The sequence below is a fragment of the Specibacter sp. NPDC078709 genome, assembly GCF_040686795.1.
Taxonomy (GTDB): Bacteria; Actinomycetota; Actinomycetes; order Actinomycetales; family Micrococcaceae; genus Specibacter.
The window spans coordinates 24,321-50,918 of sequence record NZ_JBFBLU010000007.1 but is presented as its reverse complement, the minus strand read 5'-3'; the positions used below and the strand labels follow the sequence as shown (position 1 = coordinate 50,918).

General features: G+C 61.0%; 24 protein-coding genes and 3 pseudogenes. 8 read left to right on the top strand and 19 right to left on the bottom strand.

The window, feature by feature from the left end; genetic code table 11:
* The first annotated feature begins 149 nt into the window (after positions 1-149).
* Both rarD and AB0P14_RS13405 read left to right on the top strand, forming a co-directional pair.
* The gene (gene rarD / locus AB0P14_RS13410; RefSeq protein WP_363843508.1) at positions 150-1,112 is read left to right on the top strand and encodes an EamA family transporter RarD; all 963 of its coding nucleotides are present in this window, start codon (positions 150-152) and stop codon (positions 1,110-1,112) included.
* A gap of 22 nt (positions 1,113-1,134) precedes the next feature.
* Positions 1,135-2,529, top strand: coding sequence for an FAD-dependent oxidoreductase (locus AB0P14_RS13405; RefSeq protein WP_363843050.1), 1,395 nt, complete (start codon positions 1,135-1,137; stop codon positions 2,527-2,529).
* A 21-nt stretch (positions 2,530-2,550) separates the two neighbouring features.
* Here the strand turns inward: AB0P14_RS13405 and AB0P14_RS13400 are convergent, their stop codons facing one another.
* The 4 genes from AB0P14_RS13400 to AB0P14_RS13385 form a co-directional block, all read right to left on the bottom strand.
* Positions 2,551-3,372 (bottom strand): universal stress protein, encoded by an 822-nt coding sequence (locus AB0P14_RS13400; protein ID WP_363843047.1) that lies wholly within the window; start codon positions 3,370-3,372, stop codon positions 2,551-2,553.
* A 90-nt stretch (positions 3,373-3,462) separates the two neighbouring features.
* Positions 3,463-4,584, bottom strand: a complete 1,122-nt coding sequence (locus AB0P14_RS13395) for a hypothetical protein (protein ID WP_363843044.1) — start codon at positions 4,582-4,584, stop codon at positions 3,463-3,465.
* Between the two features lie 186 nt (positions 4,585-4,770).
* Positions 4,771-6,138 carry a 4-aminobutyrate--2-oxoglutarate transaminase gene (gene gabT, locus AB0P14_RS13390; protein WP_363843505.1) on the bottom strand — a complete coding sequence of 456 codons (1,368 nt, stop codon included), beginning with the start codon at positions 6,136-6,138 and terminating at the stop codon, positions 4,771-4,773.
* A 98-nt stretch (positions 6,139-6,236) separates the two neighbouring features.
* Positions 6,237-7,667: a gamma-aminobutyraldehyde dehydrogenase gene (locus AB0P14_RS13385; RefSeq protein WP_363843042.1), complete on the bottom strand. Its 1,431-nt coding sequence runs from the start codon at positions 7,665-7,667 to the stop codon at positions 6,237-6,239.
* A gap of 141 nt (positions 7,668-7,808) precedes the next feature.
* Between AB0P14_RS13385 and AB0P14_RS13380 the strand changes: the two genes are divergently transcribed.
* Complete coding sequence (locus tag AB0P14_RS13380; RefSeq protein ID WP_363843039.1) at positions 7,809-9,257, top strand: PucR family transcriptional regulator ligand-binding domain-containing protein; 1,449 nt, start codon at positions 7,809-7,811, stop codon at positions 9,255-9,257.
* 131 nt (positions 9,258-9,388) lie between these two features.
* Positions 9,389-10,225 (top strand): isocitrate lyase/phosphoenolpyruvate mutase family protein, encoded by an 837-nt coding sequence (locus AB0P14_RS13375; protein ID WP_363843036.1) that lies wholly within the window; start codon positions 9,389-9,391, stop codon positions 10,223-10,225.
* Positions 10,226-10,358: 133 nt separating this feature from the next.
* On the opposite strand, the gene AB0P14_RS13370 is transcribed toward AB0P14_RS13375, so the two are convergent.
* From AB0P14_RS13370 to AB0P14_RS13360, 3 genes are all read right to left on the bottom strand, one after another.
* On the bottom strand, positions 10,359-11,825 hold the full coding sequence (locus AB0P14_RS13370; RefSeq protein ID WP_363843033.1) for an FAD-dependent oxidoreductase: 1,467 nt from the start codon (positions 11,823-11,825) through the stop codon (positions 10,359-10,361).
* Positions 11,826-11,858: 33 nt separating this feature from the next.
* A complete protein-coding gene (gene cobA / locus AB0P14_RS13365) occupies positions 11,859-13,151 on the bottom strand; it encodes a uroporphyrinogen-III C-methyltransferase (RefSeq protein ID WP_363843030.1) in 1,293 nt (430 codons plus the stop codon).
* A gap of 211 nt (positions 13,152-13,362) precedes the next feature.
* Positions 13,363-13,674, bottom strand: a complete 312-nt coding sequence (locus tag AB0P14_RS13360; protein WP_363843028.1) for a hypothetical protein — start codon at positions 13,672-13,674, stop codon at positions 13,363-13,365.
* On the opposite strand from AB0P14_RS13360, the pseudogene AB0P14_RS13355 reads away from it, so the two are divergent.
* A pseudogene (locus AB0P14_RS13355) lies at positions 13,669-13,959 on the top strand (nucleotidyl transferase AbiEii/AbiGii toxin family protein); the annotation flags it as partial. The gene AB0P14_RS13360 and the pseudogene AB0P14_RS13355 overlap by 6 nt on opposite strands.
* A gap of 140 nt (positions 13,960-14,099) precedes the next feature.
* Here the strand turns inward: AB0P14_RS13355 and AB0P14_RS13350 are convergent.
* From AB0P14_RS13350 to AB0P14_RS13330, 5 genes and pseudogenes are all read right to left on the bottom strand, one after another.
* Complete coding sequence (locus AB0P14_RS13350) at positions 14,100-14,996, bottom strand: ABC transporter permease (RefSeq protein WP_363843025.1); 897 nt, start codon at positions 14,994-14,996, stop codon at positions 14,100-14,102.
* On the bottom strand, positions 14,989-15,786 hold the full coding sequence (locus tag AB0P14_RS13345) for an ABC transporter ATP-binding protein (protein WP_363843022.1): 798 nt from the start codon (positions 15,784-15,786) through the stop codon (positions 14,989-14,991). Before AB0P14_RS13345 ends, AB0P14_RS13350 begins: the two co-directional genes overlap by 8 nt.
* A complete protein-coding gene (locus AB0P14_RS13340) occupies positions 15,783-16,970 on the bottom strand; it encodes an ABC transporter substrate-binding protein (RefSeq protein WP_363843019.1) in 1,188 nt (395 codons plus the stop codon). The genes AB0P14_RS13345 and AB0P14_RS13340 overlap by 4 nt, the downstream gene beginning before the upstream one ends.
* Positions 16,971-17,072: 102 nt before the next feature.
* On the bottom strand, positions 17,073-18,263 hold the full coding sequence (locus AB0P14_RS13335) for an ABC transporter substrate-binding protein (protein ID WP_363843017.1): 1,191 nt from the start codon (positions 18,261-18,263) through the stop codon (positions 17,073-17,075).
* Between the two features lie 74 nt (positions 18,264-18,337).
* A pseudogene (locus tag AB0P14_RS13330) lies at positions 18,338-18,496 on the bottom strand (helix-turn-helix domain-containing protein); the annotation flags it as partial.
* On the opposite strand from AB0P14_RS13330, the pseudogene AB0P14_RS13325 reads away from it, so the two are divergent.
* Positions 18,493-18,618 (top strand): annotated as a pseudogene (locus AB0P14_RS13325) (VOC family protein); the annotation flags it as partial. The pseudogenes AB0P14_RS13330 and AB0P14_RS13325 sit on opposite strands and share 4 nt — an antisense overlap.
* 7 nt (positions 18,619-18,625) lie before the next feature.
* On the opposite strand, the gene AB0P14_RS13320 reads toward AB0P14_RS13325, so the two are convergent.
* The 4 genes from AB0P14_RS13320 to pnuC all read right to left on the bottom strand — a co-directional run bounded on the left by AB0P14_RS13320 (position 18,626) and on the right by pnuC (position 22,320).
* Positions 18,626-19,642 (bottom strand): hypothetical protein, encoded by a 1,017-nt coding sequence (locus AB0P14_RS13320; protein WP_363843014.1) that lies wholly within the window; start codon positions 19,640-19,642, stop codon positions 18,626-18,628.
* A gap of 154 nt (positions 19,643-19,796) precedes the next feature.
* Positions 19,797-20,561, bottom strand: a complete 765-nt coding sequence (locus AB0P14_RS13315) for an NUDIX hydrolase (RefSeq protein ID WP_363843011.1) — start codon at positions 20,559-20,561, stop codon at positions 19,797-19,799.
* Positions 20,558-21,661, bottom strand: coding sequence for an AAA family ATPase (locus tag AB0P14_RS13310; RefSeq protein ID WP_363843008.1), 1,104 nt, complete (start codon positions 21,659-21,661; stop codon positions 20,558-20,560). Before AB0P14_RS13310 ends, AB0P14_RS13315 begins: the two co-directional genes overlap by 4 nt.
* A 2-nt stretch (positions 21,662-21,663) precedes the next feature.
* Positions 21,664-22,320, bottom strand: coding sequence for a nicotinamide riboside transporter PnuC (gene pnuC, locus AB0P14_RS13305; RefSeq protein ID WP_363843005.1), 657 nt, complete (start codon positions 22,318-22,320; stop codon positions 21,664-21,666).
* A 113-nt stretch (positions 22,321-22,433) separates the two neighbouring features.
* On the opposite strand from pnuC, the gene AB0P14_RS13300 reads away from it, so the two are divergent.
* Positions 22,434-23,267: a hypothetical protein gene (locus AB0P14_RS13300; protein ID WP_363843002.1), complete on the top strand. Its 834-nt coding sequence runs from the start codon at positions 22,434-22,436 to the stop codon at positions 23,265-23,267.
* A gap of 31 nt (positions 23,268-23,298) precedes the next feature.
* Here AB0P14_RS13300 and AB0P14_RS13295 read toward each other — a convergent pair whose 3' ends face one another.
* A complete protein-coding gene (locus AB0P14_RS13295; protein ID WP_363843000.1) occupies positions 23,299-23,925 on the bottom strand; it encodes a TetR family transcriptional regulator in 627 nt (208 codons plus the stop codon).
* Between the two features lie 150 nt (positions 23,926-24,075).
* Between AB0P14_RS13295 and AB0P14_RS13290 the strand changes: the two genes are divergently transcribed.
* Complete coding sequence (locus AB0P14_RS13290) at positions 24,076-24,816, top strand: SDR family oxidoreductase (protein WP_363842998.1); 741 nt, start codon at positions 24,076-24,078, stop codon at positions 24,814-24,816.
* A gap of 71 nt (positions 24,817-24,887) precedes the next feature.
* Here AB0P14_RS13290 and AB0P14_RS13285 read toward each other — a convergent pair whose 3' ends face one another.
* Together AB0P14_RS13285 and AB0P14_RS13280 are read right to left on the bottom strand one after the other, a co-directional pair.
* Complete coding sequence (locus AB0P14_RS13285; RefSeq protein ID WP_363842995.1) at positions 24,888-25,328, bottom strand: VOC family protein; 441 nt, start codon at positions 25,326-25,328, stop codon at positions 24,888-24,890.
* Positions 25,329-25,523: 195 nt separating this feature from the next.
* A partial coding sequence (locus tag AB0P14_RS13280) for a chaplin family protein (RefSeq protein WP_363842992.1) occupies positions 25,524-26,598 on the bottom strand: 1,075 nt, incomplete at its 5' end.

Genomic DNA, 26,598 nt, shown 5'->3' with positions numbered 1-26,598 from the left:
GGGGCCGCCTACGAAAGTGACCAACTACTCACTTACCTCAGTACTGAACGGTAGTACTCAACGGCACCCGTCCACTCGATCCGAAGTGGACATGGCATTTAACCTGCATCGGTGTTGTTATGGGCTTTGTGACAATTAGCGAACCCCAGATAGACGGCACTCCCGGTAAACCACAAAAAGCACTCAAGCCCGCACGCTCCGAGAGCACCAAAGGCGCGCTCTACGGCGTAGGCGCCTACGGCCTGTGGGGCTTGATGCCGCTGTACTTCATCTTGCTCATTCCAGCTAACAGCATTGAAATTGTCGCCAACCGGGTGGTCTGGTCAGTGATTTTTTGTGCCCTCATCATCACCGTGTCCCGCGGCTGGGGCAAGATTGGCGCCGCCCTGCGGAGCCGGCGCATCATGGGGACCCTGACCGTGGCCGGTTTCCTGATCGTGATCAACTGGCTCACCTATGTCTTTGCAGTAACCACCGGCAACACCATCGAGGCCTCCCTGGGGTACTTCATCAACCCCCTCTTCTCGGTGCTACTGGGCGTGATTCTGCTCAAAGAACGGCTGCGCCCCTTGCAGTGGACAGCCGTCGGTATTGGTTTCGTGGCCGTCGTAGTGCTGACGTTCAGCTACGGCAAACTTCCCTGGATCGCACTCATTCTGGCCGCGAGCTTCGGCCTCTACGGCTTCGTCAAGAATCGCGTGGGTGGCCGGGTGGACGCCATCACCAGCCTCAGTATTGAAACCGCAGTACTGACGCCCTTCGCCATCGCCGCCATGGTGATCGTGACACTCATGGGCCAGGCCACGCTGACCGGGATGGGCGCTGGCCACTTCTGGCTGATGGCCTCCGCTGGCATTGTGACGGCCGTGCCACTGCTGTTCTTTGGCGCCTCGGCCCGGCGCCTGTCCATGACCGGCATCGGCTTGCTGCAGTTCATGACCCCGGTGGTGCAGTTCATCATCGCCATCACCCTCCTCGATGAACACATGAGCGTTGAACGGTGGATCGGCTTCGCTATTGTCTGGGTAGCGCTGATCATCCTCGTGGCCGACATGCTGCTGAGCTACCGCAAGACGTCCCGACTGCGGAACTTAACGCCAGCAAAATCCTGACGCCAGTTACGAAAGGAACACCATGACAACGGAGAATTTTGACCTGCTGGTGGTGGGAGGCGGCAAGGCTGGAAAGTCCTTGGCCATGGATCTGGCAGCGGCCGGCCAACGCGTAGCCATGGTGGAACGGGGCATGATTGGCGGCACGTGCATCAATGTCGCCTGCATCCCTACCAAAACACTCGTCAATAGCGCACGGCTACTGGCGCTTACTCGGCGGGCCGCGGAATTCGGCATTGACGCCACCGCCTCCCCGGCCATCAACCTCGAGCTGCTGCGCACCCACAAAGAGGACGTGGTGGGCACCATGGTTGCCGGTCAGCGTAAATCCTTCCTGGCTTCAGGCATGGAATTGGTGATTGGCGAGGCCCACTTCGCTGGCCCACGCACCATCGAAGTAACGGATGACGCCGGCACGCACCGCACGCTGTCCGGCACCAATGTTGTGGTAAACACCGGGATGGTGCCGCGGGTCCCGGACATTGCCGGCTTGCTGGCCGCGACACCTTTGACCAGCACCAGTATCTTGGCCCTGACCGAACTTCCCGAGAGCATCATCATCCTCGGTGGCGGCTACATCGGCTGCGAATTCGCCTCCATGCTGGCCATCATGGGCGTTGCCGTGACCATCATCCAGCGCGGCAAAGCCCTGCTCCCTCGCGAGGATGCGGATGTCTCGGCAGCCGTCACCGCCGCGCTAGAGGCCGACGGCGTGAACGTGCGCTTAGGCGTCTCCGCCGAATCGGTCTCCCGATCCAACGGCACTGTGAGGGTTTCACTCTCCGATGGCAGCACCGCAGAAGCAGCCCAAATCCTCGTGGCTCTGGGCCGCGAACCCGTCACGGCAGGGCTGGGACTGGAGTTGGCCGGCGTCGAACTTACGGAGCAGGGGCTGGTGCAGGTGGATGAATTCCTGCGTACGAGGGCACCGGGCGTGTGGGCGGCCGGCGATGTGGCCGGGACGCCCCAGTTCACGCATGCCTCGTGGAATGACTACCGCATTCTGAAAGCGAATCTTGCGGCAGCCTCTGAAACGGAGCGGCGCAGTACCCGTGATCGGCTCATTCCTTATGCAGTTTTCACCACCCCAGAGCTTGGCAGGGTGGGGCTCTCGGAAACGGAGGCTCGCGCCGCCGGACATGACATCCGCGTGGCGAGGATGTCCGTCTCATCGATCCCGCGCGCCCGCACTGTGGGTCACCTGGACGGCATCTGGAAAGCCGTGGTGGAGCGCGGCACGGACCAGATCCTCGGGGTCAGCCTGCTGGGGCATGAATCCAGCGAGGTGATTGCCGTGGTGCAGATGGCCATGCTCGGCAAGCTCCCTTACCAGCGTCTGCGTGACGCCGTCATTACCCACCCCACCACGGCAGAAGGCTTACAGCTCCTGTTCAGCGATGCTTTCATGGAGCCGTAAGCCTTCTTAGAGAATCTGCCCTCAGATTTCCGCGGATACGTAATCGCGGGGGACAACCACCATGGGCACCGGCAAGGACCGGAGGATCTTGTTAGCGGTGGAGCCAAGGAAGATCTTGCGTTTTTCGGCGAGACGGCTGGAACCGACGATCACCAATTCTCCTGACTTCCAGCCAATGCCGTCAATGGCTTCTTCAATGTTGCGGCCGTGTGCGAGCGTCACGGTGACCTTGTTGTCCGGGAGTTTCGCGGCGGCCGCTGCCAAGACAGTGTTTACGTGCTGTTTGGCCGGGCTCAGTGCGCTGTCGAGATCGAAATTGCTTTGCTCCAGTTGATCTATTTCCACGACAGATACCAGCCGCAGCGGCACCTGGCGACGCCCTGCCGCGACGATGCCGACGTCGAGCACGGCCTGCCAACCCTCGCGTACACCGGTCATGACGGTGAGCCGGGTCAGCGGGGCCTTACGGTTGTAGCCGCGCGGCGCAAGAGCCACGGGGACCGGTGATGCGTGCAGTAACCCATTGGCTACCGAACCCACCGTAAACCGTTTGAACAGGCCGTTACTGGCGGCTCCCATCACAATGATGACGGCGTTGTCTTCTCGAGCTGCGTCGATCAGGCCATGCGCGAACGATTCGGCTACGCGGGTGGAAAAACTTGCTTCAACATCACTGGGCACCAGTGCCAGCGCCTGTTTCTCGACATCGGCGCCCACGTTTTTACCCCCGCGGAGTACGTGGACCAGGTGCAGATGCGCACCCTGGGTTCTAGCGATAACCGCGGCGAGGGCAACAGCATCAGCGCCACGCTCATCTGGCCGATATCCCACTACATATTTCATGAAGCACCCTTTCGCACAGTGCCCGTCACATCATTGTGCAGGCGGTCGTAGCACTGACTGTACAACGGCGGGAGGCTTGAACAACAGCCTTCACTCGCCGTCGATGGCGTTGGCGTTGGCGGAGGCGGAGGCGTTGGCGGAGGCCTGTGCATCATCCTCTTCTGGCAGACGGTGGGTGGTGGCCAAGATGAGCACCCACCAGAACAACACCAGGGACCCCACGAGAATTATGGGCCCACCCGCTTGCGAAAGACTGAATGTCCAGGGTGATGTCAAGAAGCGCTGGTCCTCCAGATAGTCCACGGAGACGCCCCGTGCCAAGGGAAATAGTTGAGGGCAAAACCACGCCCAAACGCCAGCTGCAGTGATGAGCGCGCCTGTCCAAAACGTGGTTTTAGGCGTAGCAGCACCGGGGCTCCCTTTCTTATCCGGATGGAGGATCACCGCGAGAGCCAGAATGGCCGGTCCAAGAATCAGCAGCTGTGAGGCGGAGGACGCAAACGCTGAATACCAGGGTAAGGGATTGCTAGCCAGTTGGTAATCGATGGGATTGTAGAGCAATTCAGTGAAAAATTGTTCGCTGAACACTGCCATCAAAGCGAGTCCAAGCGTCACCAGTCCCACTAATCCGGCCGCGGCCTGAAAGTGCCATGCCCTTCTCGGATAGTGGCGTGCCGCCAGCAAAAACATGACCGCAAGCATGCCCAGGCCGGCCGTCAGGAGCGCTGGCCCTCCCAGGAAAATCACATACCCCCACGGAATCACCATCACGCCGTGAAACGCGGTTGGGTCCAGGCTTGCAGAACCAGGGATGAGCATGGTCGCAAAAAAGCAGAACGCCGATCCTGCAAAGACCAACACAATGGCTAGGCCGCAGATGATCCACGATCTGGTGGACCAATGGCTCACACGTCCAGGTGAAGGGGCAGCGAACTCTTCGTGGATCAGGTCGGGGGTCAGTTCGTCGTCGCCGTCCGGTTCGTGCACCTGGACTGCTTGTTCCACAACCGCAGCCTCCGGCTGGCCTCCAGAAGTTCTCGCTACGGGGGCGCGCGCCACACGAACACTGGCGCTGGTGGCCGGCTGCTGCGGCTGCTGCGGCTGCTGATCCGGCTCCGGCGGCGGCTGCGGGAAGTACTGTTGGGAGACGTGGTCTTCGCCGCCGGGCTGGAACATCGCAGGGTACCGCTGGTCAAAGTTGTTGTTCCCCATGACACCTAACTATGCCGCGTCCACTAGTGAAGATATTCCTGCCACCCTACACAAGCTCACTCCTGGGGCGCTCATCTCGAGCCGGGTTGGGTATGACAAGAGCGGCACCCGGGCGGGCATTAATGCCCAGCCAGGTGCCGTCGTCGTACGTCTGCAGCCTCGTGAAAAGCCGCCTATACGTGCCTTCTAGACTGCTGCGCGGATGGCGTCACTGAGGACGTCCAGGCCGTCGTTCAGCAGCTCGTCACTGATGACCAGCGGCGGGAGGAGTCGGATGACGTTGCCGTAGGTGCCGCAGGTCAGGATGATGACTCCGGCCTGCAGGCAGGCGCCGGCGATTGCCTTGGCGGCTTCGGCGTTGACTTCCTTGGTGGTGTTTGCGGTGCCGGGCTTGACCAATTCGATGGCCATCATGGCGCCGCGGCCGCGGATTTCGCCGATGATGCCGGCCTGACCCAATTCCTCAACGAGTGCCTCGAAACGCTCGGTCACGATGCGTTCAATGTTCGTGGCGCGGCCGTTGAGGTCGTGTTCCTTCATGGTGCGGATGGCGGCGAGCGCTGCGGCGCAGGCAACAGGGTTTCCGCCGTAGGTGCCGCCGAGGCCGCCGGGGTGCACGGCATCCATGAGGTCGGCGCGGCCGGTGATGGCGGAGAGCGGCAGACCGCCACCGATGCCCTTGGCCATGGTGATGATGTCCGGAACTACGCCTTCGTGCTGGGAAGCGAACCACTCGCCGGTGCGGCAGAAGCCTGACTGGACCTCATCGGCAATGAAGACCACGCCATTGTCCTTGGCCCAGGCTGCGAGAGTGGGGAGGAAGCCGTCGGCCGGGACGATGAAACCGCCCTCGCCCTGGATGGGTTCGATCAGGATTGCGGCAACAGAGTCTGCACCGATCTGCTTCTCGATCATGGTGATGGCGCGGCGGGCGGCCTCTTCACCCTTAATGTCGGCTTCTTCGCGGTAGGGGTAGCTCATGGGCACGCGGTAGATTTCCGGTGCGAACGGGCCGAAGTTGGTCTTGTACGGCATGGCCTTGGCAGTCAGCGCCATGGTCAGGTTGGTGCGCCCGTGGTAAGCGTGGTCGAAGGCGACGATGGCGTCCCGGCCCGTGGCCAGGCGTGCAACCTTCACGGCGTTCTCGACGGCTTCGGCACCGGAGTTGAACAACACAGTGCGCTTCTCGTGCGTGCCAGGGGTCAGTGCGTTGAGTTCCTCGGCGACCTCGATGTAGCTCTCATAGGGGGTGACCATGAAGCAGGTGTGGGTAAAGTGGCCAACCTGCTCGCGGACCGCCTCCACCACGTTGGCGTCCGATGCGCCGACCGAGGTGACGGCAATGCCTGAGCCCAAGTCGATGAAGGAGTTGCCATCGACGTCGGTGATGATGCCGCCATCGGCGTCTGCAACATAGACAGGCACGGTGGAGGCGACGCCGCCAGCTACTACCGATTTACGGCGTTCATTGAGCGCTTCCGACTTCGGGCCAGGGAATGCTCCCAGGATCTGACGCTTTTGGGCAAGGCGGTACTGAATATCGCTCATGGACATTCCTTTCAAGAGGGTGAGGCTGAGGGTTTTGGAAGGCGCGAACTACAACTGTGCGGCGCCAAAAGGTGCGGTTTGTGCGGGTGGTTCACGCGTGTGGTTCACGCGTCGAGGTTGCTCATGACGTGCTTGATGCGGGTGTAATCCTCCACGCCGTACATGGACAAATCCTTGCCGTAGCCGGACTGCTTGAATCCACCGTGGGGCATTTCGGCCGTGAGCATGATGTGGGTGTTGATCCAAACAGCACCAAAGTCCAAGTCGCGGGAGACGCGCATGGCCACTCCGTGGTTGGAGGTCCACACACTCGAAGCCAGCGCGAAGTCGACGTCGTTCGCCATCTCCACAGCTTCTTCTTCTGTCTTGAACGTCTGCACTGTGATGACGGGGCCAAAGGTTTCCTGCTGGACAATGTCATCGCTCTGCTTGACGCCGTCCACCACGGTGGGAGCAAAGAAGAAGCCCTGCTCCCCCACGCGCTTTCCGCCGGTGACAACAGTTGCGTAGTCGGGAATGCTCTCCACGACCTTGACCACGGCATTGAAGTGGTTGACGTTGTTGAGCGGCCCAAAGTAGTTCTTGGAGTCATCCGCGTTGCCTGTTTCCAGTCCCTGCGCGGCCGTGGCCAGAGCAGCGGTGAACTCGTCGTGCGCAGATTCCTCGACCAGCACACGCGTGATGGCGGTGCAGTCCTGGCCTGCGTTGAAGAAGGAGTACTCTGCGATTTCTTGGGCGGTCTTGCCGATGTTGGCGTCTGCAAAGACAATGGCGGGAGCCTTGCCTCCCAGTTCCAGGTGAGCACGTTTGAGGCCCTTAGCGGCACCCGTGGCAACGGCAATGCCGGCGCGGACTGATCCGGTGATGGAGACCATCGCCGGGGTCGTATGGTCCACCATTGCTGCGCCAGTTGCACCGTTGCCGAGCACAAAGTTCAATACGCCGGCAGGAACAATGTCCTTGGCAATATCGGCAAAGACAAGGGTGCTTTCCGGGGTGGTGTCGCTGGGCTTCAGGACCACGGTGTTGCCAGCCGCCAGGGCCGGACCAATTTTCCAGATGAGCATGAGGAACGGGTAGTTCCAGGGAGTTACTTGAGCGATGACACCCACGGGCTCGCGGCGCACATAAGAGGTGAAGTTCTCCATGTACTCACCGGCGGAGCGTCCTTCCAGAAGGCGGGCTGCTCCGGCGAAGAAGCGTAGTTGATCAGCACCGGCCGCGACCTCCTCATCGGCGATCATCTGCTTGACCTGGCCAGTGTTGCGGTGCTGAGCTTCTACGATCTCACTGCTGCGAGCTTCAATAGCGTCCGCAAGTTTGAGCAGCACGCTTTGGCGTTGTCCTGGCGTGGCCTTCTTCCAGGTCTTGAACGCGGTGGCGGCGGCATCCATGGCCGCATCCACATCGGCTTGGCTAGAGACGGGCGCTTTGGCCACAATGTCGCCGGTGCTTGGATTGACGATATCCAGTGACTCGGTACCGGTGACGGCAACGAATGTTCCATTGATAAAGTTCTGCAAGGTTTGGACCACAGTGTTCAACCTCTTTAGCTCGATGTGAAAAGGGCGAAAATACGCCTTCTATGCGACAGCCTAAGCCCGGACCCGTTCGCAAGCGAATAGCCAAATGCACCACCGGCTGCATTTGGCATAGTGCGTTTGTATAGTTGATGCATGGCACTTTCCTTGGCGGACCTTTTGGGCGTACCCGATCTGCACCTAAAGAATTTGGGTTCGACCCGGACCCCGCTCACCACCGCGATTGACTGGGTTGCCGTGACAGAGCTGGAAAACCCTCAAGCGTTTCTCAGCGGAGGCGAACTGGTCCTCACTACGGGTGCCCGGCAGGGAACCGCCGATGCCCAGAGATCCTTTGTCCGCCAAATTAAGCGTGCCGGGGCCGTCGGCATTGGTTTTGGCATTGGCTTTGAACATGACCGTGTGCCACCGGCACTGTTGGCCGAAGCGAACCGATGGGCAGTGCCGGTGGTTGAGGTGCCATACAGCACACCATTCATTGCCATTGGAAAACTCGTTGCCGATGCCCGCTCCTCGGACCACTACATCAAGCTGGAACAGCTACTGCGGGAACACCAAATCTTGGCGCGTGCGCTACTGACGGGCGGTGGTTTGCCGGCCCTCCTCAAGAAACTCTCGGCCATAGTCGCAGCCGATTTGATCATCACCCAGTACGGCGGAGAAGTCGAGTCAACCTCCCCCGGTACTTTCCCCGAAGCACCTAGCTGGCACCCGGTGGCATTGTCCACGGGCAAACGTGATGCCAGCACGCTCTGGCTGCGTCAGCCCTTTCACGACAATGGCATTGTTGACTACGCCCGCGGGCTCATCAGCATCGAATTGAACAACCTCGTACAGCGGCGCCACAGTGCACGCCAAATCGCCGGGCAAGTTATTTCCGATATTGTGCGGGGAACACTGGAAGCCGCCGATTCGGCTGTCCGGCTCGAGAACCTGGGGATCTCGCCGACAGCCAAGAACTTTGTTTTGCTGGTGAGCACGGACGCGGGCAAATTCAGCACCCTTTCAACCATCACGCTGCCGCCCGGACTAGAAACGGCAGTTGCCGCTATCATCAGTGCCGAAGGCCGTCAGGAACTACTGCTGGTGCTGCCAACTCAGGCAGGTGATCCTGCTGCCCTGGGCCGGGCACTAAGCCACCAGATGCACAACATTGGGATCACTACGCCGGTGGGGATCGGCGGGGCATATTCACAGGCTAACGGATTGCGCTGGAGCTACTTTGAAGCACGTGAAGCCGCCACCCGCGGGCTGGAAGTCAACGTTCCCGAACGGCTGAGCCTAACCTCGCTCCTGCTGGCCAGTGAGGACGTGCCCATGGTGGACATGGCCGCTGAGGCCTTGGGTCCACTCACCGCATTCGATACCGCGCACGGCGCCGAACTCGTGGACACTTTGGAAACCTATTTGCGGCTCAACGGTTCCGTAGCGGCCGTTGCCGAAGCCCTGGCTCTGCACCGCAATACGGTCAGATACAGGCTGACGCAGATTGCCGAACTAACAGGCTACGACCCCGCACTGACACCCGACCGTGTGCAGTTGTGGCTGGCCCTGGCCGTGCGCAGGATCGCGCCGCAAGGCTAAGCGCAGCAAGGCTAAGCGCAGCAGAACGGCGTGGCTAAACCGTGCTAATTCGGGGCGGCCCGGGTACAGATTCAGCCCTTGCCGGGGATCTTGCACCGCGCGTAGAGTTTTGAGCACCTTCCAAAAATGAGGTGTGCCATGTCTGTTTCAGAGGATCGGATCGCTGTGTTTCAGAGGATCGGATCGCTGTGTTTCATCGTTTGCATTCCGAAGGATGTTTTGTGATACCCAACCCTTGGGATCCGGGGAGCGCACGGGCCCTGGAACAGCTGGGATTTTCGGCATTAGCCACCACCAGCTCCGGATTCGCTTGGACATTGGGCCGCCCCGACACCAAAGCCAGTCTCGAGGAAGTCCTTACCCACCTCCGCTCCATCGTCGATGCAGTCAGTGTTCCGGTCAACGCTGACTTCGAAGGCGGCTACGCAGCTGAACCGGAAGCAGTTGCTGTGAACGTCAAACGGACCGTGGCAAGTGGGATCGCAGGGTTATCCATCGAAGACGCATCAGGAGACCCGCAAGATCCGCTCTTTGACTTCGATATCGCCGTGGACCGCATCCGTGCTGCCCGGGAGGCGATCGATCAAACCGGAACCGCGGTCCTCCTCACTGGCCGGTCTGAAGGATTCGTACATGGGCGCCCGGATATCACCGAAACAATTCGGCGGCTGCGCGCCTATGCCGAGGCAGGTGCCGACTGCCTTTACGCACCGCGCATCACCTCCACCGAGCATGTCAGCGCCATCGTCGCGGCGGTGGCACCGAAGCCGGTGAATCTGCTCATCAACGCCCCTTTTATGACGGTGGCGCAAGCGGCCCGGCTGGGTGTGCGGCGCATCAGCGTTGGTGGAACGCTTGCGCGAACCGCTTGGGGCGGCTTTCTGCAGGCCGCCAAGGAGATCGCCGAACAAGGAACTTTCACCCGCTTTGACGGTCTACCGAATGTGGATGGGATCCTCGGAGGCTGACGAATCCGCGAACGGGCCGGACCACTTCGGGCGACGCAGCAAAAATGCCACCGTTTGACGTAAATGCCATAGTTCAAACCCTGGCATTCGCGTCAAACAGTGGCATTTTCGGCTAGCTCACCACGGAGGAACGCTAGCTCACCACGGAGGCGCCGCGGGAAACAGCCACCATGTCCTCGCGCGGCACCACCTTGATGCGTTCGCGCTGCACCGGACCACCCTCGGAAGCAGCTGCGCCGAGCGCCTTTTCGTGGGCGTCCAGTTCCAGCCAGCCTTCCCAAGTGGTGAATTCCACGCCACGGGAGTCCAGCAGCTCAACCACGGATTCAGGTGCAGCCTCCACGGCCAGCGGCAGCTCTTCACGGTCGGATAGCAAATGCGTGATGGTTTCGAGCGCATCGCCCTTGGTGCTGCCGATCAGGCCAACCGGACCGCGCTTGATCCAGCCCGTCGCATAGATGCCCGGCACGTGGGTGCCGTCGGCGCCCAGGACGCGACCGCCGTCGTTCGTGACAACGCCGCGCTGGTGGTCAAACTCAACGTCTGGCAGCGCCGAGCCGAAGTAGCCTACGGAGCGGTACACGGCCTGGACCGGGTAGTCGATGAATTCGCCGGTGCCGCGCGCGTTGCCAGTGCCATCGAGCTCGGTGCGCTCAAACTTGATGCCCGTGACCTTGCCGTCGGCGCCCGTGATCTCTACCGGGTTGTGCAGGAAGTGCAGGTGCAGGCGGCGGGAGGCGCCGGTGCTTGGATCCGCGGCGTCCTCCGAGTCGTCCTGCTCAGCGAGCCAGTTGGTGAGCGTGTTGACCATGGTCTTGACCTGGTTGTTGGACTTGACGGCTGCATCGGAGGCCTCGTCGAAATCGAAGTCCTCCTCGTACAGGACAATGTCCACGTCCTTGGAATGGCTGAGCTCGCGCAGCTCCATGGGCGTGAACTTCACCTGGGCGGGTCCGCGGCGGCCGAAGATGTGCACATCGGTGACCGGGGAAGACTTCAGCCCGGCGTAGACGTTGTCCGGGATCTCGGTGACGAGCAGGTCATCGGCGTGCTTGGACAGGACGCGTGCCACATCCAGTGCCACGTTGCCGTTGCCGATCACGGCGATTTCCTTGGCGGTCAGCGGCCATTCGCGGGAAACGTCCGGGTGCCCGTCGTACCAGGAGACGAAGTCTGCGCCGCCGTAGGAGCCATCCAGTTCGATGCCCGGGATGTTCAGATCGGCATCCTTGATGGCGCCGGTGGCGAAGATGACGGCGTCGTAATGCTTCTGCAGATCCTCCAGCGAGAGGTCGGTGCCGTAATCAACGTTGCCGAAGAAGCGGATGTCGCCGCGGTCCAACACCTTGTACAGAGCGTTGACAATGCCCTTGATCCGCGGGTGATCGGGGGCCACGCCGTAGCGAATCAAGCCATACGGCGCCGGATAACGGTCAAAAAGGTCAATGCTGACAACCAGTCCGTCACGTACCGCCTCGCTCTTGGTCAGCATGTCGGCGGCATAAACTCCGGCCGGACCTGAGCCGATCACGGCGATGCGTAGCGGGCGATCCTGGGTTCCGGGCGCTACTGAAGGGTGTGAAGACACGGCTGTGCTCATTTCTTTGTGATTCAAAGGGGCTTAGGGATAAGTCTAAGAGAGAGAACTGATAGTTTCCCGCGTGCCGTAGTAGGCTGTGGCGATTTCGGCCGGTGCCAGGGGGCTAACCCTCACCACGTCACCAACGACGACGACCGCCGGGTTACGCACCTGGCTCACCTGAGCGAGGCTCACGATGGTGCCAAGGGTGCCGATGGTGACGCGCTGATTCTTGGCGAAACCATTCTCGATGATGGCCACGGGGCAGTCGCTGCCACGGCCGGCAGCCTCGAGAATGGGCATGGAGCGGTTCAGCGTGCCTACCCCCATCAGCAGCACCACCGTGTGATCGCTGCCGTGCGGGACGTTTTCAAGTTCTTCATGACCGCTGATCATGGTGAAGGCCTTCGCCAGGCCGCGGTGCGTGACCGGGATCCCTGCTGCAGCCGGGACGCTGACGGCGCTGGTGACACCGGGGACGACTTCCACATCCACGCCGTTCTCCCGGCAGGCGATGGCTTCCTCGCCGCCACGGCCCAGGACGTACGGGTCACCGCCCTTGAGCCTGACCACCCTGTTGCCCTTTTTGGCTTCGCGGACCAGGATCGCGTTGATTTCCGTTTGCGGAACCGGGTGATGGCCGGGAGTCTTGCCGACCTCAATGATTTTGACGTTTTCGCCCAAGGTTTCCAGCAGCCCGCGCGGGCCCAGCCGGTCGGCAACAACTACATCGGCCTCGGCCAGGAGCCTGCGCCCACGCACTGTAATAAGGTCTTCGGCGCCGGGCCCGCCACCAACAAGGGCCACGGAGCCCTCTCTGTGATCGAGCTTGTCGAGATCCGGGCTGTCCGGTCCGCCGGCGGTACCTCGGTACCTTTGCAACGGCAGATCGCCGGTTTCAAGAGCTGCGGCGATGGCGTTGCGGATAGCCATGGCTCGCAGCGGGTCTCCCCCGGCATTGACTGCCACCTTGACGTCTTCAACGGTGGCTACGGCGGGTGTCCAGGCAGCAGATTCCTGCGCGCTGGAGTGGTTGACGCACCAGACACGATTTGCTTCGGCGTCGGCAGCCACTTGATTGTCTATAGCCACGTCGTTCGTGGCGGCCACTGCATACCAGGCATCGGCCATGTCCTCTGATTCATAGCCGCGGGCGAGCCAGCGTACTAGGCCGGCATCCGCCAATTCCCGTGCCGGGGCGCACAGTTCCGGAGCCACCAGCGTGACTTGGGCGCCGGCGTCGAGCAATGCCTTGGCTCGGCGTGCAGCAACAGTGCCGCCGCCCACAACGAGGACGGGACGGCCCAGAAGCCGGAGAGAGGTTGGGTAGAGATCCACGATTGCCATGGAACAAAACCTTAGAGAAGTGAAATATTCCTGAACAAGGTTCCCGTTACACCCGTTCACGTAACGTCACCTTAGGACACATTTCTGCGGGCGCGGCCACTGCTAAGGGAGTGGACAAGGACAAGACCTTATTGCCAGCCCTGTGGTGCCTCATGTCAAGATGCTCGCCAAATGATTCCTGCGTGCCTCATCCATTGTGCTCGCGAAAGTGTCATGCTGCGTGGGGTGATTGGGAGCAGGTCTTGGCGGCGGCCAGTCGGATGAGTCGCGGCTGGATCTCGTTGATCCGGTTCGTCGGGCCGGCCAGGTCAAGGCTGGCGTAGAGCTCGGCTAGCTGGTGGCGCTGGGGTATAAGTATGATCCCGGTTACCTTCTTGGTCGGCAGGAACAAGTTCTTGCGCAGGTTCACCAGAGGCCAGAGCTCGTTGCGCAAACCCCGTTCAGTAACGGTGTCGTAGCGGTAGTTGAACGCCGAGCGGCGCACCACGACCCCGGACTTGAACGGCGTACTTACGTGATGCATCCGTACTGGGCATCGATCGCGTTCCTCGGAACCACCGGGGGCGGGCTCGACGTCGAGGTCTCAGATCCTGAGCTGGAAACTCACCCACACACGAGGAAAGTGATTGCCGGGGATCGCCTAAAGTTCTGCGCATTCTTTGGATTCGGTGAGCTCCGGCCAGTGGAACTCGTTGATCTCGAGTACCAGATCGCGCAGAAGATTCACGCCGTGACCGATCCCGGCTTCGACCGCGCGCACGATCTGGTTGACCTGCACCTGTTGTGGAACGCCGGCCCCGATTTGCCTCGCCTCAGAGCTCTCTGCGTCCGTACCTTCGCTTGGCGAAACCAACAAACATGGCCGCCCCTTCCGTTGCGAGCAATGGACGGCTGGTCGCCCGCTTACGCAGATGCGCGCGAAGGGACCGAAGAGACCGAAGTCAGCGGTCAGCGGGTGCTGCCGGCCAACAAGCCCCGACCGCGCAACAGGCGCTTTTCCACGGGGGCAAACACCACCAGTTCCACCAAGATGCCCACGAACAAAATGATCAAGATGGCTGACATGACGATCCCCATGTCTGAGAGCTGGCGGCCCTGTTCTAGCAGCGAACCCAGCCCGAAGCCGAGCGAACCGCCCATGGCAATGATCTCGGCAGCCATCAGCGACCGCCATGAGAACGCCCAGCCCTGCTTGAGCCCACCAACATAACCGGGCAATGCGGCGGGGAGCACCACGTTGACGGCCATCTCCCACCGCGAAGCACCAAGGATCTGGCCCATGCGACGGTACTGCGGCGGGATCTGGTCCACCCCGGCAATGAGTCCGTTGATGATGGAGGGGATGGCGCCCATGAACATGACAAAGTAAACGGTCGCGTCGGTCAGTCCGAACCAGATGATGGCGGCCGGTACCCATGCCACGGATGGCAGGACCTGCAGCCCGGATATCAGCGGCCCAAACGCCCGGCGCAACACCCGCACCTGCGAGAGCAGCAAACCAATAGGCGTAGCCACCACAATGCTGATAGCGAAGCCCATGATGCCCCGTTGCAGCGACGTCCAAACAGCCTCTTGGGCGGTCCCTTCACCCCACAATGCGCCAAGGGAACCGAGCACATCCAACGGTCCGGGGACCAGATCACGGCGGCGCAGCCCCAGCGAAACATAGAACTGCCAGGCCAGCAGCACCACGATGAACGCGGCCAGCGGCAGTAACACCCGGGACCAATCGATCCCGCGGCCTTCAACGGCCTCGGATTGCAGTGAGTCAAGCCCTGCTTCGAGGGACCGCATTTCCTCTTCAGTGCCGCTTTTAATCATCGGCGACGTTACTGTTTCAGGCATGTTTGCGGATCTCCTGGCGCAATCGGGTGGTGATGTCGGCGGTGAGCGCACCGGCCGCGCCGGCGTCCGTGCGGTGTTCCTCGGATACGTTCCATTCGGCCACCACGCGTCCCGGCCTAGAGGACAGCAGCAAGACGCGCTGCCCCAGACGCACGGCCTCGCGGACGTTGTGAGTAACAAAAATGATGGTCCGGCCGGTCTCTTTCCAGACCCGTTCCAGCTCGTTGTGCAGCAGGTCCCGGGTGATGGCATCCAGCGCAGCGAACGGCTCATCCATGAGCAGCAGCGGCTTATCCTGCGCCAGCGATCGAGCGAGTGCCACGCGTTGGCGCATACCGCCGGAGAGCTCGTGCGGGCGTTTGTCCATGGAGTGGCCCAGGTTCACCAAATCCAGCAGTTCGGCGGCCCGAACCCTCCGTTCGGTATGCCCCACACCACGTAATTTCAGCGCCATTTCCACGTTGCCGCGCGCACTAAGCCACGGGAACAAGGAGGCGTCCTGGAACATGAATGCCGCACCCTCCTCGGGCACCTCGAGGGCACCGGAAGAGGGCACATCGAGCCCGGAAATGATGTTTAGCAGCGTCGATTTCCCACAACCCGAAGCCCCCAGCAGGGCCACAAACTCGCCCTGATAGACCGTGGCATTGACGTCATCCAGCACGGGGGCGCCAGCACCAAAGCGCTTGCCCAGGTTCTCAAGGACGACGGCGGGTGCCCGGCTTTCAGCGTCGGCGTTCCGCACTTCGCGGGTGAGAGCTTCCTGCCCTGCTATCAACAGCTTGGTCATTGTGTTCCCAATCCTGCCGCCGTGACGGGTTCTCCGCCGGCAGCTTTTAGTACCTTGTTCAGCAACGTCAGATCGAAGAGTCCGTTGAGGTCTGCGGGTTTTGAAACGCCCGCACTCACGCCATGGTCCAGCAGTGTGGGGAAGGTGGCTGCTAGCGGATCGGAGGTGAATTTCAGTTCCGAGATGGACCGCGCAATCACGTCATCTTCCAGTGGCTGGCCAATAGCTACCTTGAGCGCCGCATTGATAACTGTGGTTGCTTCCCTAGGGTTGTCATCGAGCCACTTGACGGAATCCACATGTCCTCTCAGCAGAGCCTCAACAGTTTCGGGATGTTCCGCCAAGAAGCTCTTATTCACGGCGAGCACGGTGGTGCTGAACTCGCCTTTGTCCCAGAGATCGGCCTCATTGACCAGTACCTTGGCCCCGGCCTGGAGTACCAGGCGCGAGGTCCACGGTTCGGCGACCCATGCGCCGTCGATCTTTCCATCTTGAAACAGACGCAGCGTCTGAGCATTGGTGGTGGGGGTGATGGTCACATCGCCGCCGCCGGAGGTGTTGGTTTCCAGTCCGCGATCGGCCAGCCACTTGCGCAACGCCACATCCTGCGTGCCACCCAACTGCGGGGTGGCGATGGTCTTCCCGCGAAGGCCCTCAACCTCGCTGATGCCGGGGCGGACCACGAACTGTGCCCCGCCCGATGCCACGCCAGCAATGATTCGGATGGACTCGCCACCGCTTTGAACGAAGGAGTTCAATGCGGGGTTGGGGCCCAGATACGCGGCGTCGATGGCTCCGGCGTTGAGCGCCTCAATCGTGGCCGGGCCCGTGGTGAACACCTGGGTCTCCAGCGTGGTGGCGCCCAGATCCTTGGCGAAGAGGCCCTGTTCCACGCCCACCAGAGCGGGTCCGTGAGTGATGTTTCCGAAGTAGCCAAGGTTGAGAACCTCGGCCGGGGCTGTGGACGTTGCGGCAGCAGATTCTTCGCCGGCACTTTTGGCGTTGACGCTGGCGACGGCCGCGCCCGATCCAATGAGGGCAACCAGTGCGGTGACTACCAGGATCTCCAGGCCACGAATTTTGTGCTTGGCCTTCTCGCCGGCAACGACACGCTTGAGCCGCAACGGTTGAGCTGGCAGCGGCGGGCTTGGCTGCGTGTCCTGATGGCTTTCCCGTGTACTCATAGTCAAACGGTAGGGAAAGCGCAGCGGCCGCTTCAATGAACGGGACACTCGAGGTCACGGTAGTTCACGCAACGTCACATTGCTTGCCGCGGTCCCAAACAGTCAGTCCAGGCCACTTGCGGAGACAGCAGTTTTACCATTTTTTGTCAGGATCTTATTCAGTGGTCCCAGCTCGAAGATGCCCGAAAGGTTGGCCTGTTTTCCTACTCCGGCGGTGACACCGTCAGCCAGCAATTTGGGGAAGGTGCGGGCCAGCGGGTCGGTTGAGAAGTCGAGTTCAGAGAGCGCCCTCTCGATCACATCACCGGGCAGCTCTTTGCCCGCAGCCTGTTTGAGCGCCGCATTGACCTGCCCAGGGGCCTCGGCAGGATGGGCGTTGAGCCAATCGATGGACTCGGCATTACCTGCCAGCAGGGCGCCCACGGTTTCCGGATGAGCTTCGAGGAAGGTCTTGCTGACAATCAGGATGGTGGTGGCGAATTCACCCTGCTCCCACAGCTCGGCTTCGTTGACCAAAACTTGGCCCCCAGCTTCGAGCACTAGGCGCGAGGCCCACGGTTCCGGCAGCCAGGCGCCATCGATCTTTCCTTCTTGGAAGAGTTTCAGCGTACTGGCGTTATCGGTGGGGTTGATGGTTACGTCTCCGCCACCGCTGGGCGTGGGGGCCAGATTTTGGCTGGCGAGCCATGAACGCAGCGCCACGTCCTGGGTGCCACCCAATTGCGGGGTGGCCAAGACCTTGCCGCGGAGTTGATCCGCCGAGGTGATCTCCGGTTTCACCACCAGTTGCGCCCCGCCACTGGTGGCACCGGCGATGATGCGCAGCGACTCGCCGCCGCTCTTGACGAATGAATTGATGGCCGGGTTGGGACCCAGATAGGCGGCATCAATGGCCCCGGCATTCAACGCCTCGATGGCTGATGGGCCGGCGTTGAACAGCTGCGTTTTCAGGGCGGTGGCCCCCAGATTCTTGGCCAGAATGCCGTTGTTGACACCGATCAGGGCGGGCGCGTGGGTGACATTGGGAAAATAGCCCAGACGAAGCTCGGCTGCGGGTCCGGCAACGTCCGCTGCATTCTCCGTAGAGCCCTTGTTGTTGCTGGCCACGGCGGCTGCGGTGGCCACGGCCGCACCCCCGCCAAGCAGGACAACAATCGCGGCGAGGGCCACAACCTCCACCCCACGTAGCTTCCGGCGCTGCTTTTTAGCTGCCTCTATCCGGACTGTTCGCAAAGGTTTTGAGGTGTCAGGGCTGGGTTGGTCAGGATTTTTTTGTGCTGGGTTTTTTGTCATTTCCCAAGGTTAGGAACCGGTTCCGGGCAGGCTCAAGGGTTCCGACGTGCCCGGTCATGCGGGTTCATGCACCGTCACAAATCTCGCCGGTAGCTGCTGGGAGTGATGCCCAGGACGCATCGAAAATCATGAGTCAGATGCGCTTGGTCTGCGTAGCCAAGCTCTGCGGCCACGGCAGCCAAATCGACATCTGGATGCGTTCGGACGCGCTCGGCAGCCTCCTGCAGTCGGCGACCGCTTTGCCAGCATCCGCGATCCCTTTGGCGTCCGCTGGTCCATCATGACCCGCGTGGAAGACATCTCCGAAGCGGAAAGCGGCGCGCGCGTCGCAGAATGGGCCGCACAACAGGGCTGAGCCCAGCTCAGTCTTCCTGCTGGCTATCCCACTCGGTGCGGAGTCGGCGCAGACGTGAACGTAGCTTGGATTCACGGTTCCTATCGCTACCCACGGACTTCGTGGCGTCCACATACGATTCGCCGAAGGACTGCAGCAGCAGGTCGTCAGCGATACGCACCTGGCCTGGATTGAACCGGTATTCCATGAGTTTGGCTACCTGATACGGGTCAATGGAGCGGAACCATTCCTCGGCCGCGCTGACGGTGTCGATCCCGTTGGCGGCTAGCACGTGCACCATCCAGTCGTACTGGTTTTCCTTGCTGCTGCGGTACTGCGGGAAGGCGCGGGTCAACACTCCCTGGAGGGATCCGGCGTCGAGCGGCTGAGCCTCCGCAACGGCCTCAAGGGCACCCTCAGACTGCAGCCGCTTGAGGGTGTCTGCGATGTTCACGAACTGCTGATCTGCCAGTTCAATCAGCGTTGAGGCCATGGTGAAGGCACGGCTGATTTCGGCATTGTCACCACTGGAACCCTTGAAACGGATGTCGTGCTCAAATTCGGCCCAAGCGTGTTGGAGGACGGTGCGGATCTGCACCTCGAAACGGTAGCCGGTGTATTCCTTGCAGTTGGTGGGCGGATGATCGGCAGGAACTTCCAGCGTCAGATGCCGTCCGGCGTAACCAATACCGCCGTTTTTACGCATCATGGCCGTTTTGTCTTCGTCGTCGTGGCAGATGAACTGGCTGGTGAGAGCGATCGCCACCGCGTCAATGTCCGATTCCACGTACAAGATGACGCGCACCCCGATCAAGTCATCAAGATTCGCCAGCCCTCCGGGGTATTTCAGTTCGCCGTCATCGCCGCGGCGTCTCATCTTTTCGGCCGCGGACTCGGGCTTCTTGACCCGGAACTGGACGTCGTGGTGGTTCAGACCGTCGTCGTGAAGCCTGCCCACAATGGTGTTGCGGATGGCTTGCGCGGCCTCCTGGAGGGCTTGTTCCTGGAATCGTGATTCCTCAACTGCACTTCGCGCGACTTCCACGGCCTGACTTTCGATGGTGTCCCCCCTTGCCAATCCAGACCGCAGTGAAAATCCGGTCCTTTATCAAATTCTCCCAGCTTTGCAGGTCTTGTCCAGCTCAACGGAGGCGGTTGTGGAAAGGTTCCACCGGGTGCGCTCCCCTCGCCTTCCAGACTCAGCTTCCGGGCCGGGACCAAGGCGGGGAAATCCATTCGCTTCCTACCGTGAAGAGCGACGCCGGAGCCCCCACCGCCTGCACCTTTGCTCCCGTGGGGGTCAAGGATGCGCGCATTTTCCGGGTGAAGTTTCCAGCCGGCAGATCCGTCTGCCACACCGCTGTATAGATGTCTCGGAGCGCCGAAAGCGTGAATTCTTTCGGAACCAACTGCGCGGCGATGGTGGTGTATTCCATTTTTCCAGCCAGCCGTTCCAGCCCGGCAGCGAGGATATCTGCATGGTCGAAAGCCAGACTTGTCAGATCCAGTTCATGGACGGGCAGCCACTGGGCGCGGGCCGCGTCCGTGCCAGCCATCAAGTCCGGCACGCTAGTGCCGTTTCCAGCCAGAAGGACCAGATGCGCCACCGAGACCACTCGCATGCGCGGATCCCGGTGCGGTGCGCTGAAGGTGGCCAGCTGTTCTACGAACACGCGGTGCGTGCCCAGATCCAGTCCGGTTTCTTCAACGAGTTCCCGGTGCGCGGCCGCTAGGGCATCTTCTGCGGGTCCCACAAATCCCCCGGGGAGAGCCCATCTGCCCAGGAACGGTGGGGCGCCGCGTTCAACCAGCGCCACTTGGAGCACCTTGTTGACCACCGCGAAGACCACCAGGTCCACGGTCACCGCCACGGCAGGGAAATTCGCGGGGTCGTAGCTAGCTAGAAAGTCTGCCTCGGTGGTCGAGCCTGTCGAGATCTCAACACCATCCTCGGGGCGGTTCATGCTGCGACCTCCAGAACAGTCCGGCTCTGCCAAGCAGGCGAGGTAAAGGTATTTTGCTGGGCCAGCATGGCGTCGATGACGGCCGTGGCAGTGGCGACGCGACGTTCGGGGCTGCCGGTGACCAGGATCCACGAATGACCTTCGTCGGTGAGCGTTTCCTTGAACCATTCGGTCATTTCGGGGCGGCGGTGTTCGCCTTCACGCCAGCCGTCGTCCTCGAAATCGACACCGTTGTGATCGGTCAGCAGGTACACGTCGCGGCGGGGCAAGTGAGCCTGGGCGTCGTACGCTCCATAACTGCCATCGCCCAAGTAGTAGCGTTCCCAGAGCGTGGTGGCCAAGGCGTCGGTGTCCGCGATGACCAGCGGGGCGGCTTCAGCAGCTGCCTGTTCCAGTGTATTTTGGCGGTTGGCGATGATGCCGAAATCGGTATCGGTCCAGACCAGATCCGCCACGGTTGCGTCGGGGTTCCTCAGCTGCAAAGCCTCGAGCAACTCATAGGTGTAGTAGCGGCCGTACTCGGGAACGTCGGCGAGTTCCGGGAACTGTTGGCGGTAATGTGCCCGCAAGTCTTCACTGAGCGTGGTGGTTCCGGTCGATTCCGCACCCACCACAATGACCCGTACAGCCAGTCCGCGCCGGGCCGCCGGCACCAGGTGCTGCCAGTTCCCAGTCAGCTCCTCGCGGCACATGGTGCCGCTGATGGGGTGGGTTGCCCGGGCTAGATCGACGAGGACGTGGACGGCGTTGAAGGCTGCGGCCAGGCGGTCGCCGTAACTTTCCGAGGTGTAGACGGCGTCGATCTTCTCCACGCCGTGAGCCTTGAGCGCCCAGCGCATGTTCTCCAGCTGCGCGGTCCAAATCTCATCGCTGGCGTAGTCTTCGGGGCAGTCGTTGCGGACCGGCAGGATGGTGACGTTGGCGCCGTCGAACTCTTCTGTCAACCAGTCCGCACGCTGCGTCGCGGTGAGCGTTTCAAAGCGACTCCCCTGGACTAGGACGTAGGCGTGGTCGGCGCCGGCAGCGGCCGTTTCGATCAGGAGCCGGTGGCCGGCGTGGGGCGGGTAGAACTTGCCGATGACGAGTGCGTTCGTGGTCATTTTCAGACTCCTGCCATGTGGTTGTTGACGGTGTTTGCCGTGGTGCGGAGGCGGTTCCAGCCCACCAGGCCGTAGACGCACAGTGCGAGGAAACCTATGTAAAGGATGGCGGTCAGGGCTAGTCCGCGGCTGAAGTAGAGCGGGATCGAGACCAAGTCAATCACGATCCACACGTACCAGTGTTGGAAAATCTTCTTGGCTTGAGCGTAGGTGGCCACGAGCGATGCGGCCAGCACGAACGCGTCGGGGATGGGGACTTGCGAATCCGTCCCGGCGTGGAGGAGGTAGGCGATGGCCACCGTGGCGAGCACGACGGCGGTCACTCCGGTCCCGATTTCGGCTCGCGTTGCGTTGCGGACAGGCAGATCGTTGCTCCCAGCTTCTCCGCTGGCTCCGCGCGACCACTTGAGCCAGCCGTAGACGGCAATCGCAGCGAAGATTATCTGCAGGAGCGTTTCACCGTACAGGCCGGCACCGAGGAACAGGATCATGAACGCAATGTTGTTCAGGATGCCGATTCCCCAGTTCCAGATCTTCTGCCGGGCTACTCCCCAGACACAGGCGGCACCGGTGACGAAGCCGATGACCTCAACCCAGCTCACGGGGTTGGCGAGCAAGGTGAATGCCGTGGCGTTGAGCCAGTCGATGAGCGTTGTCATAATGCCTCCGATGATTGTTATTATCAACTTGACAATAACAATAGCACAGGGTGGAACTGAGCCGTCAACGTCCGTCGAGAAATATCGCCTGAACTGGCGATAATGTGGGCATCATGGAGAACGCAGATTTTGATGGCCCGGCGCTCACGCTATTCACCACCGCCAGCAGGATTGAGCTCGCCCGAAAAACCCACCGATCGGTGACCCTCAGCTTCTTTGTTATTTTCGGAATTTTGACTGTCATTATCCTCACCGTCGGCCTGATCTGGATCCCAGAATTAACCAGCACCGCCGGAGTCCTTGCGGTAGCCGGAGCATTCGTGTCCGTACCCTTTTTTACCAAGCTGTGGATTCGCCGCATGGAACGGCGGGCCGAGCTGTTCCTGGCTGCCGACGGCACCACGGTCATCGAGGTCAACCCACATGGCCTAACCTTGGCCGACGTCGTTCTTCCCTACGATCGAATCACCTGCCTGTACGCAAATGCGGAACAGGAGCACTATTCCAGCGGAGGCCTACTCGGGGAAGCAATGGCGTACCGCCTGAACTTAACGGAGGACCGGCCGACAATTGGCAGGGGCGTTGGTGCGCTCATGGGCACGGGGTTGCGCCGGCGACTTTATGCTGACGGGGCCAAGAGCGGGATCTTTCTCTGCATCGGAGTGGACCAAAAGGCCACCATTGCCGCTCCTGCCGGCATGGTGAAAAAGGTGCCTGGGACCCCGCAGCGAGGTGATGATCCGGGCCGAATTATCATGCCGTTCGGTGCGTATCTGGGCCTCGCGGAGCTCGAAGCACTGCTATCCGCTGTCCGCGAGGTGCCCGGCGGGCAGCTATTTCCCTCGGGACTGGTCAGCGGCACGTGGAATTGGAATGCGGCGCAAGTGGGTGCGAGCGAAACCCGCGAGAAGATTTGGGAAGACTCCACACAGGTCCTAGCCAGCTAATGCACAGCTCCGCTCGAGCTACTTCGCAGCGCTAGGCTATGGGCCACCAGTGCGGCATCAGCGCGCGTAAATCCTCCATAAAGTCTTCTTCCGGGCGTGGCTCAACCTCCAGGATCCTGGTTTCGAAGGCTCCGACTACCGCATAAGCAAGAAATCTGGCCATCATGGCCGTAGGAACCGGCCGGCCGGTCACTCCACGAACCACGATGTCGCGATGCTCAATGAGCAGCAGCGCTGAGCGCTCAAAGTGGGCCCCGAGCATGGAATGCAATGCTGCGGCACCGCCGCCAGATTCTAGTCCCTGCCGATAGACCCCTCGGCGTGCATCGATATGCGCCACGACGCCGCGCGTGAGTTCCGCCAAAGCCACTGCGATGTCTCCGCTTGCCTCCAGATGCTCAGCCCGCACCACGTCCAGTTCCGCGGAAAGGACTGATCGCAGCAGTGACGCCGGCGAGGCGGCATGTTGATAAAACGTGGAGCGGTTGACCCCTGCCTCTGTGGCTACCTGCGCGACCGTCAAGGTGTCAACGTCCGACGCCTCCGCCAATGACAAAATCGCCGCCGCCAGTTGCTCACGACTACGCAGCGCTCGGGGGTCCATTGCAGAACTATCTACGACCAAAGACCCTTCGTTCCCCTCTGAGTGTGCGCTCACGCAACCCTCCCCCACTTAGTGATGCAGACCATCATGTCTGGCCTTTTTGGCTGTTCAAGCGTAACCTAGGGACTATCCAACAAGTGTTGGATAGTTAGAATTTTCTGATTGCCATGCTCGGGCGTGGCCCACATGAATGAGGAGAAAGCAATGAACCGCTTTGCTGGACGTGTTGGCATCATCACCGGAGGCGCTAGTGGCATCGGACGCGCCACGGCTGTGCGCTTCGCAGCCGAGGGTGGCAGCGCCGTCGTCGCCGACGTGCAAGACCAGTTAGCTAATGAAGTGGTTGCTGAGATACAAGCAGCCGGTGGCGTTGCTCGCGCACTTCACCTGGACGTGACGAGCGAAGAGGGCTGGGCCAGTGCCGTGGCCTTCACCCTCGGCGAGTTTGGCCGACTCGATGTACTGGTCAACAATGCTGGCATTGGCGACAACGAACCCATTGAAGTCACCAGCTTGGACACCTACAACAAGGTGGTCGCTGTGACTCAAACCAGCGTGTTCCTTGGCGAGAAGGCAGCTGCGGAAGCATTGAAGGCGTCCGGGAACGGTGCAGTGGTCAACGTATCCTCCATGTTCGGGATCGTCGGCGGCTTTGGCACTTCACCTGCGTACGCGGCTGCCAAGGGAGCCGTGCGGACACTGACCAAAAATACCGCACTCGGCTGGGCCACCGAGGGCGTGCGGGTTAACTCGGTGCACCCGGGATTCATTGAGACTCCCATTCTGGGCGAAACAGACCGCGAGCTTCTGACCGCAACCACTCCCATGGCCCGCCTCGGCCGCCCGGAGGATGTGGCCGCCGTCATCCTGTTCGCGGCCAGCGACGACGCCGCCTTTATGACTGGTTCCGAGCTGGTCGTTGACGGCGGCTACACCGCACGGTAATTGAAGCTTAGGGACCGAGCTGGTCCAGACATGGATCTGGGCCAGCGACAGAACCGCCGCTTCAACTTCGGCTAATTCTCCTGTTGCTCCGACAGAAACGCTTCGGGACCCTGCTCGGCAGCCCTCGGGTCCATCCACAAAACGCTGAACCAGTTGCCGTCAGGGTCCTCGAAGTCACGGGAGTACATGAAGCCCATATCTTGAGCAGGCCGGGGCTCCCTGCCACCAGCCGCAATCGCCTTTTCCAGCAATGCATCAACATCTTCACGGCTATATCGACTCAGTGCCGTCTGTACCTGCAATGATGTGGCTGGATCCGCAATGGGTTTGTCGGTGAACGTGGCGAAGAAATCATGCGTCAACATCATGAGGAAGATATTCTCGTCGATCACTACACAGGCCGCATTTTCGTCGGTGAAGTTGGGTTCGATCTTCCATCCCAGCCCGGAGAAAAAATCCTTGGAACGGTTGAGGTCTGCGGTGGGCAGGTTGATGAAAACTTGTGTTGTCATGATGGTGACTCCCTCAATGGAGTGTTGCCGGGACCGTAATTATTCGGACCACTTCATGCTTTCCGCCTCCGCGAACCATGTCAAGGGAAAGCCCCGCGAAAAATGGTCGCGATCCCGCTTTTCGGCACCGGGATTGGCGAGTTCAAGGATTGGTGTCGAAAAGCGGGATCAGTGGGATCTTTGCAAGCCAGATTCTCAGATTTCCTGGAACCTGACCCGACGCAACATCATCAAGCCCATACCGACCATGAGGCTCGCGATGGACCCGAAGATCGGCCACAACCCGGTGCCTGTGTAAGCCAGCTGGGCAGTTGCCCCGTTACTCATCGCCTGAATACCAGACCCCATAGCTTGCAGACCGGGAGCATGTACTGCCTGTACGTCCGGGTTGGCTGGGCTGTGCGGTAGTGCCGGGGTTGCCGGCAGTGACGGCGCGCTCGGGGTTGTTGGTGCTGTGGGCGTTGTCGGCAAAAGCGGGGTTAGCGGAGTTGTGGGCAATGTGGGAGTTTCCGGGGTTGTCGGTAACACCGGAGTGAGCGGTGTGACGGGCAGAGACGGCGTACCTGGTGTCACTGTGTTCACAGCAGTGGAACCTGTGGAAAGCGCATTGCCCAAGACACCGACCGCGTTGCCCGAAACATTCACCGGAACAGTGACCGGAACAGCCACCTGAACGTTATCCAACACATCACCAACCACACCGCCAAGCAAACCGTCCAACAACCCACCATCCGTTGAGGAACCAGAGCCTTGGCTGGAACTCTGGTTTACATCCGGAGCAACCGTCGTGTTCACCGCCGATGAATCCTTGGAATCAGCGTTCCCAAGAACACCCACCGCGTTGCCCGAAATATTCACCGGAACAGTGACAGGAACAGCCGCCTGGACGTTGTCCAACACGTCACCAACCACACCGCCAAGCAAACCGTCCAACAACCCACCATCCGTTGAGGAACCAGAGCCTTGGCTGGAACTCTGGTTTACATCCGGAGCAACCGTTGTGTTCACCGCCGATGAATCCTTGGAAACAGCGTTCCCAAGAACACCCACAGCGTTGCCCGAAACGTTCACCGGAACAGTGACCGGAACAGCCACCTGAACGTTATCCAGCACGTCACCAACCACACCGCCAAGCAAACCGCCGTCGATAGCGGAAACAGCTGGGGCTTGGTTAGAACTCTGGTTTACATCCGGAGCAACCGTTGTGTTCACCGCCGATGAATCCTTGGAAACAGCGTTCCCAAGAACACCCACAGCGTTGCCCGAAACG

Bases quoted from the DNA above. Each gene is read 5' to 3' on its own strand.
- AB0P14_RS13315 (WP_363843011.1), bottom strand. From the start codon at position 20,561: ATGAACCGCCCCGAGGATGGTGTTGAGATCTCGACAGGCTCGACCACC.
- gabT (WP_363843505.1), bottom strand. From the start codon at position 6,138: ATGTCCATGAGCGATATTCAGTACCGCCTTGCCCAAAAGCGTCAGATC.
- AB0P14_RS13380 (WP_363843039.1), top strand. From the start codon at position 7,809: ATGGCACTTTCCTTGGCGGACCTTTTGGGCGTACCCGATCTGCACCTA.
- pnuC (WP_363843005.1), bottom strand. From the start codon at position 22,320: ATGACAACGCTCATCGACTGGCTCAACGCCACGGCATTCACCTTGCTC.
- AB0P14_RS13285 (WP_363842995.1), bottom strand. From the start codon at position 25,328: ATGACAACACAAGTTTTCATCAACCTGCCCACCGCAGACCTCAACCGT.
- AB0P14_RS13345 (WP_363843022.1), bottom strand. From the start codon at position 15,786: ATGACCAAGCTGTTGATAGCAGGGCAGGAAGCTCTCACCCGCGAAGTG.
- AB0P14_RS13395 (WP_363843044.1), bottom strand. From the start codon at position 4,584: ATGGGGAACAACAACTTTGACCAGCGGTACCCTGCGATGTTCCAGCCC.
- AB0P14_RS13360 (WP_363843028.1), bottom strand. From the start codon at position 13,674: ATGCATCACGTAAGTACGCCGTTCAAGTCCGGGGTCGTGGTGCGCCGC.
- AB0P14_RS13350 (WP_363843025.1), bottom strand. From the start codon at position 14,996: ATGCCTGAAACAGTAACGTCGCCGATGATTAAAAGCGGCACTGAAGAG.
- AB0P14_RS13310 (WP_363843008.1), bottom strand. From the start codon at position 21,661: ATGACCACGAACGCACTCGTCATCGGCAAGTTCTACCCGCCCCACGCC.
- AB0P14_RS13370 (WP_363843033.1), bottom strand. From the start codon at position 11,825: ATGAGCACAGCCGTGTCTTCACACCCTTCAGTAGCGCCCGGAACCCAG.
- AB0P14_RS13400 (WP_363843047.1), bottom strand. From the start codon at position 3,372: ATGAAATATGTAGTGGGATATCGGCCAGATGAGCGTGGCGCTGATGCT.
- AB0P14_RS13335 (WP_363843017.1), bottom strand. From the start codon at position 18,263: ATGACAAAAAACCCAGCACAAAAAAATCCTGACCAACCCAGCCCTGAC.
- AB0P14_RS13405 (WP_363843050.1), top strand. From the start codon at position 1,135: ATGACAACGGAGAATTTTGACCTGCTGGTGGTGGGAGGCGGCAAGGCT.
- cobA (WP_363843030.1), bottom strand. From the start codon at position 13,151: ATGGCAATCGTGGATCTCTACCCAACCTCTCTCCGGCTTCTGGGCCGT.
- AB0P14_RS13340 (WP_363843019.1), bottom strand. From the start codon at position 16,970: ATGAGTACACGGGAAAGCCATCAGGACACGCAGCCAAGCCCGCCGCTG.
- AB0P14_RS13300 (WP_363843002.1), top strand. From the start codon at position 22,434: ATGGAGAACGCAGATTTTGATGGCCCGGCGCTCACGCTATTCACCACC.
- AB0P14_RS13290 (WP_363842998.1), top strand. From the start codon at position 24,076: ATGAACCGCTTTGCTGGACGTGTTGGCATCATCACCGGAGGCGCTAGT.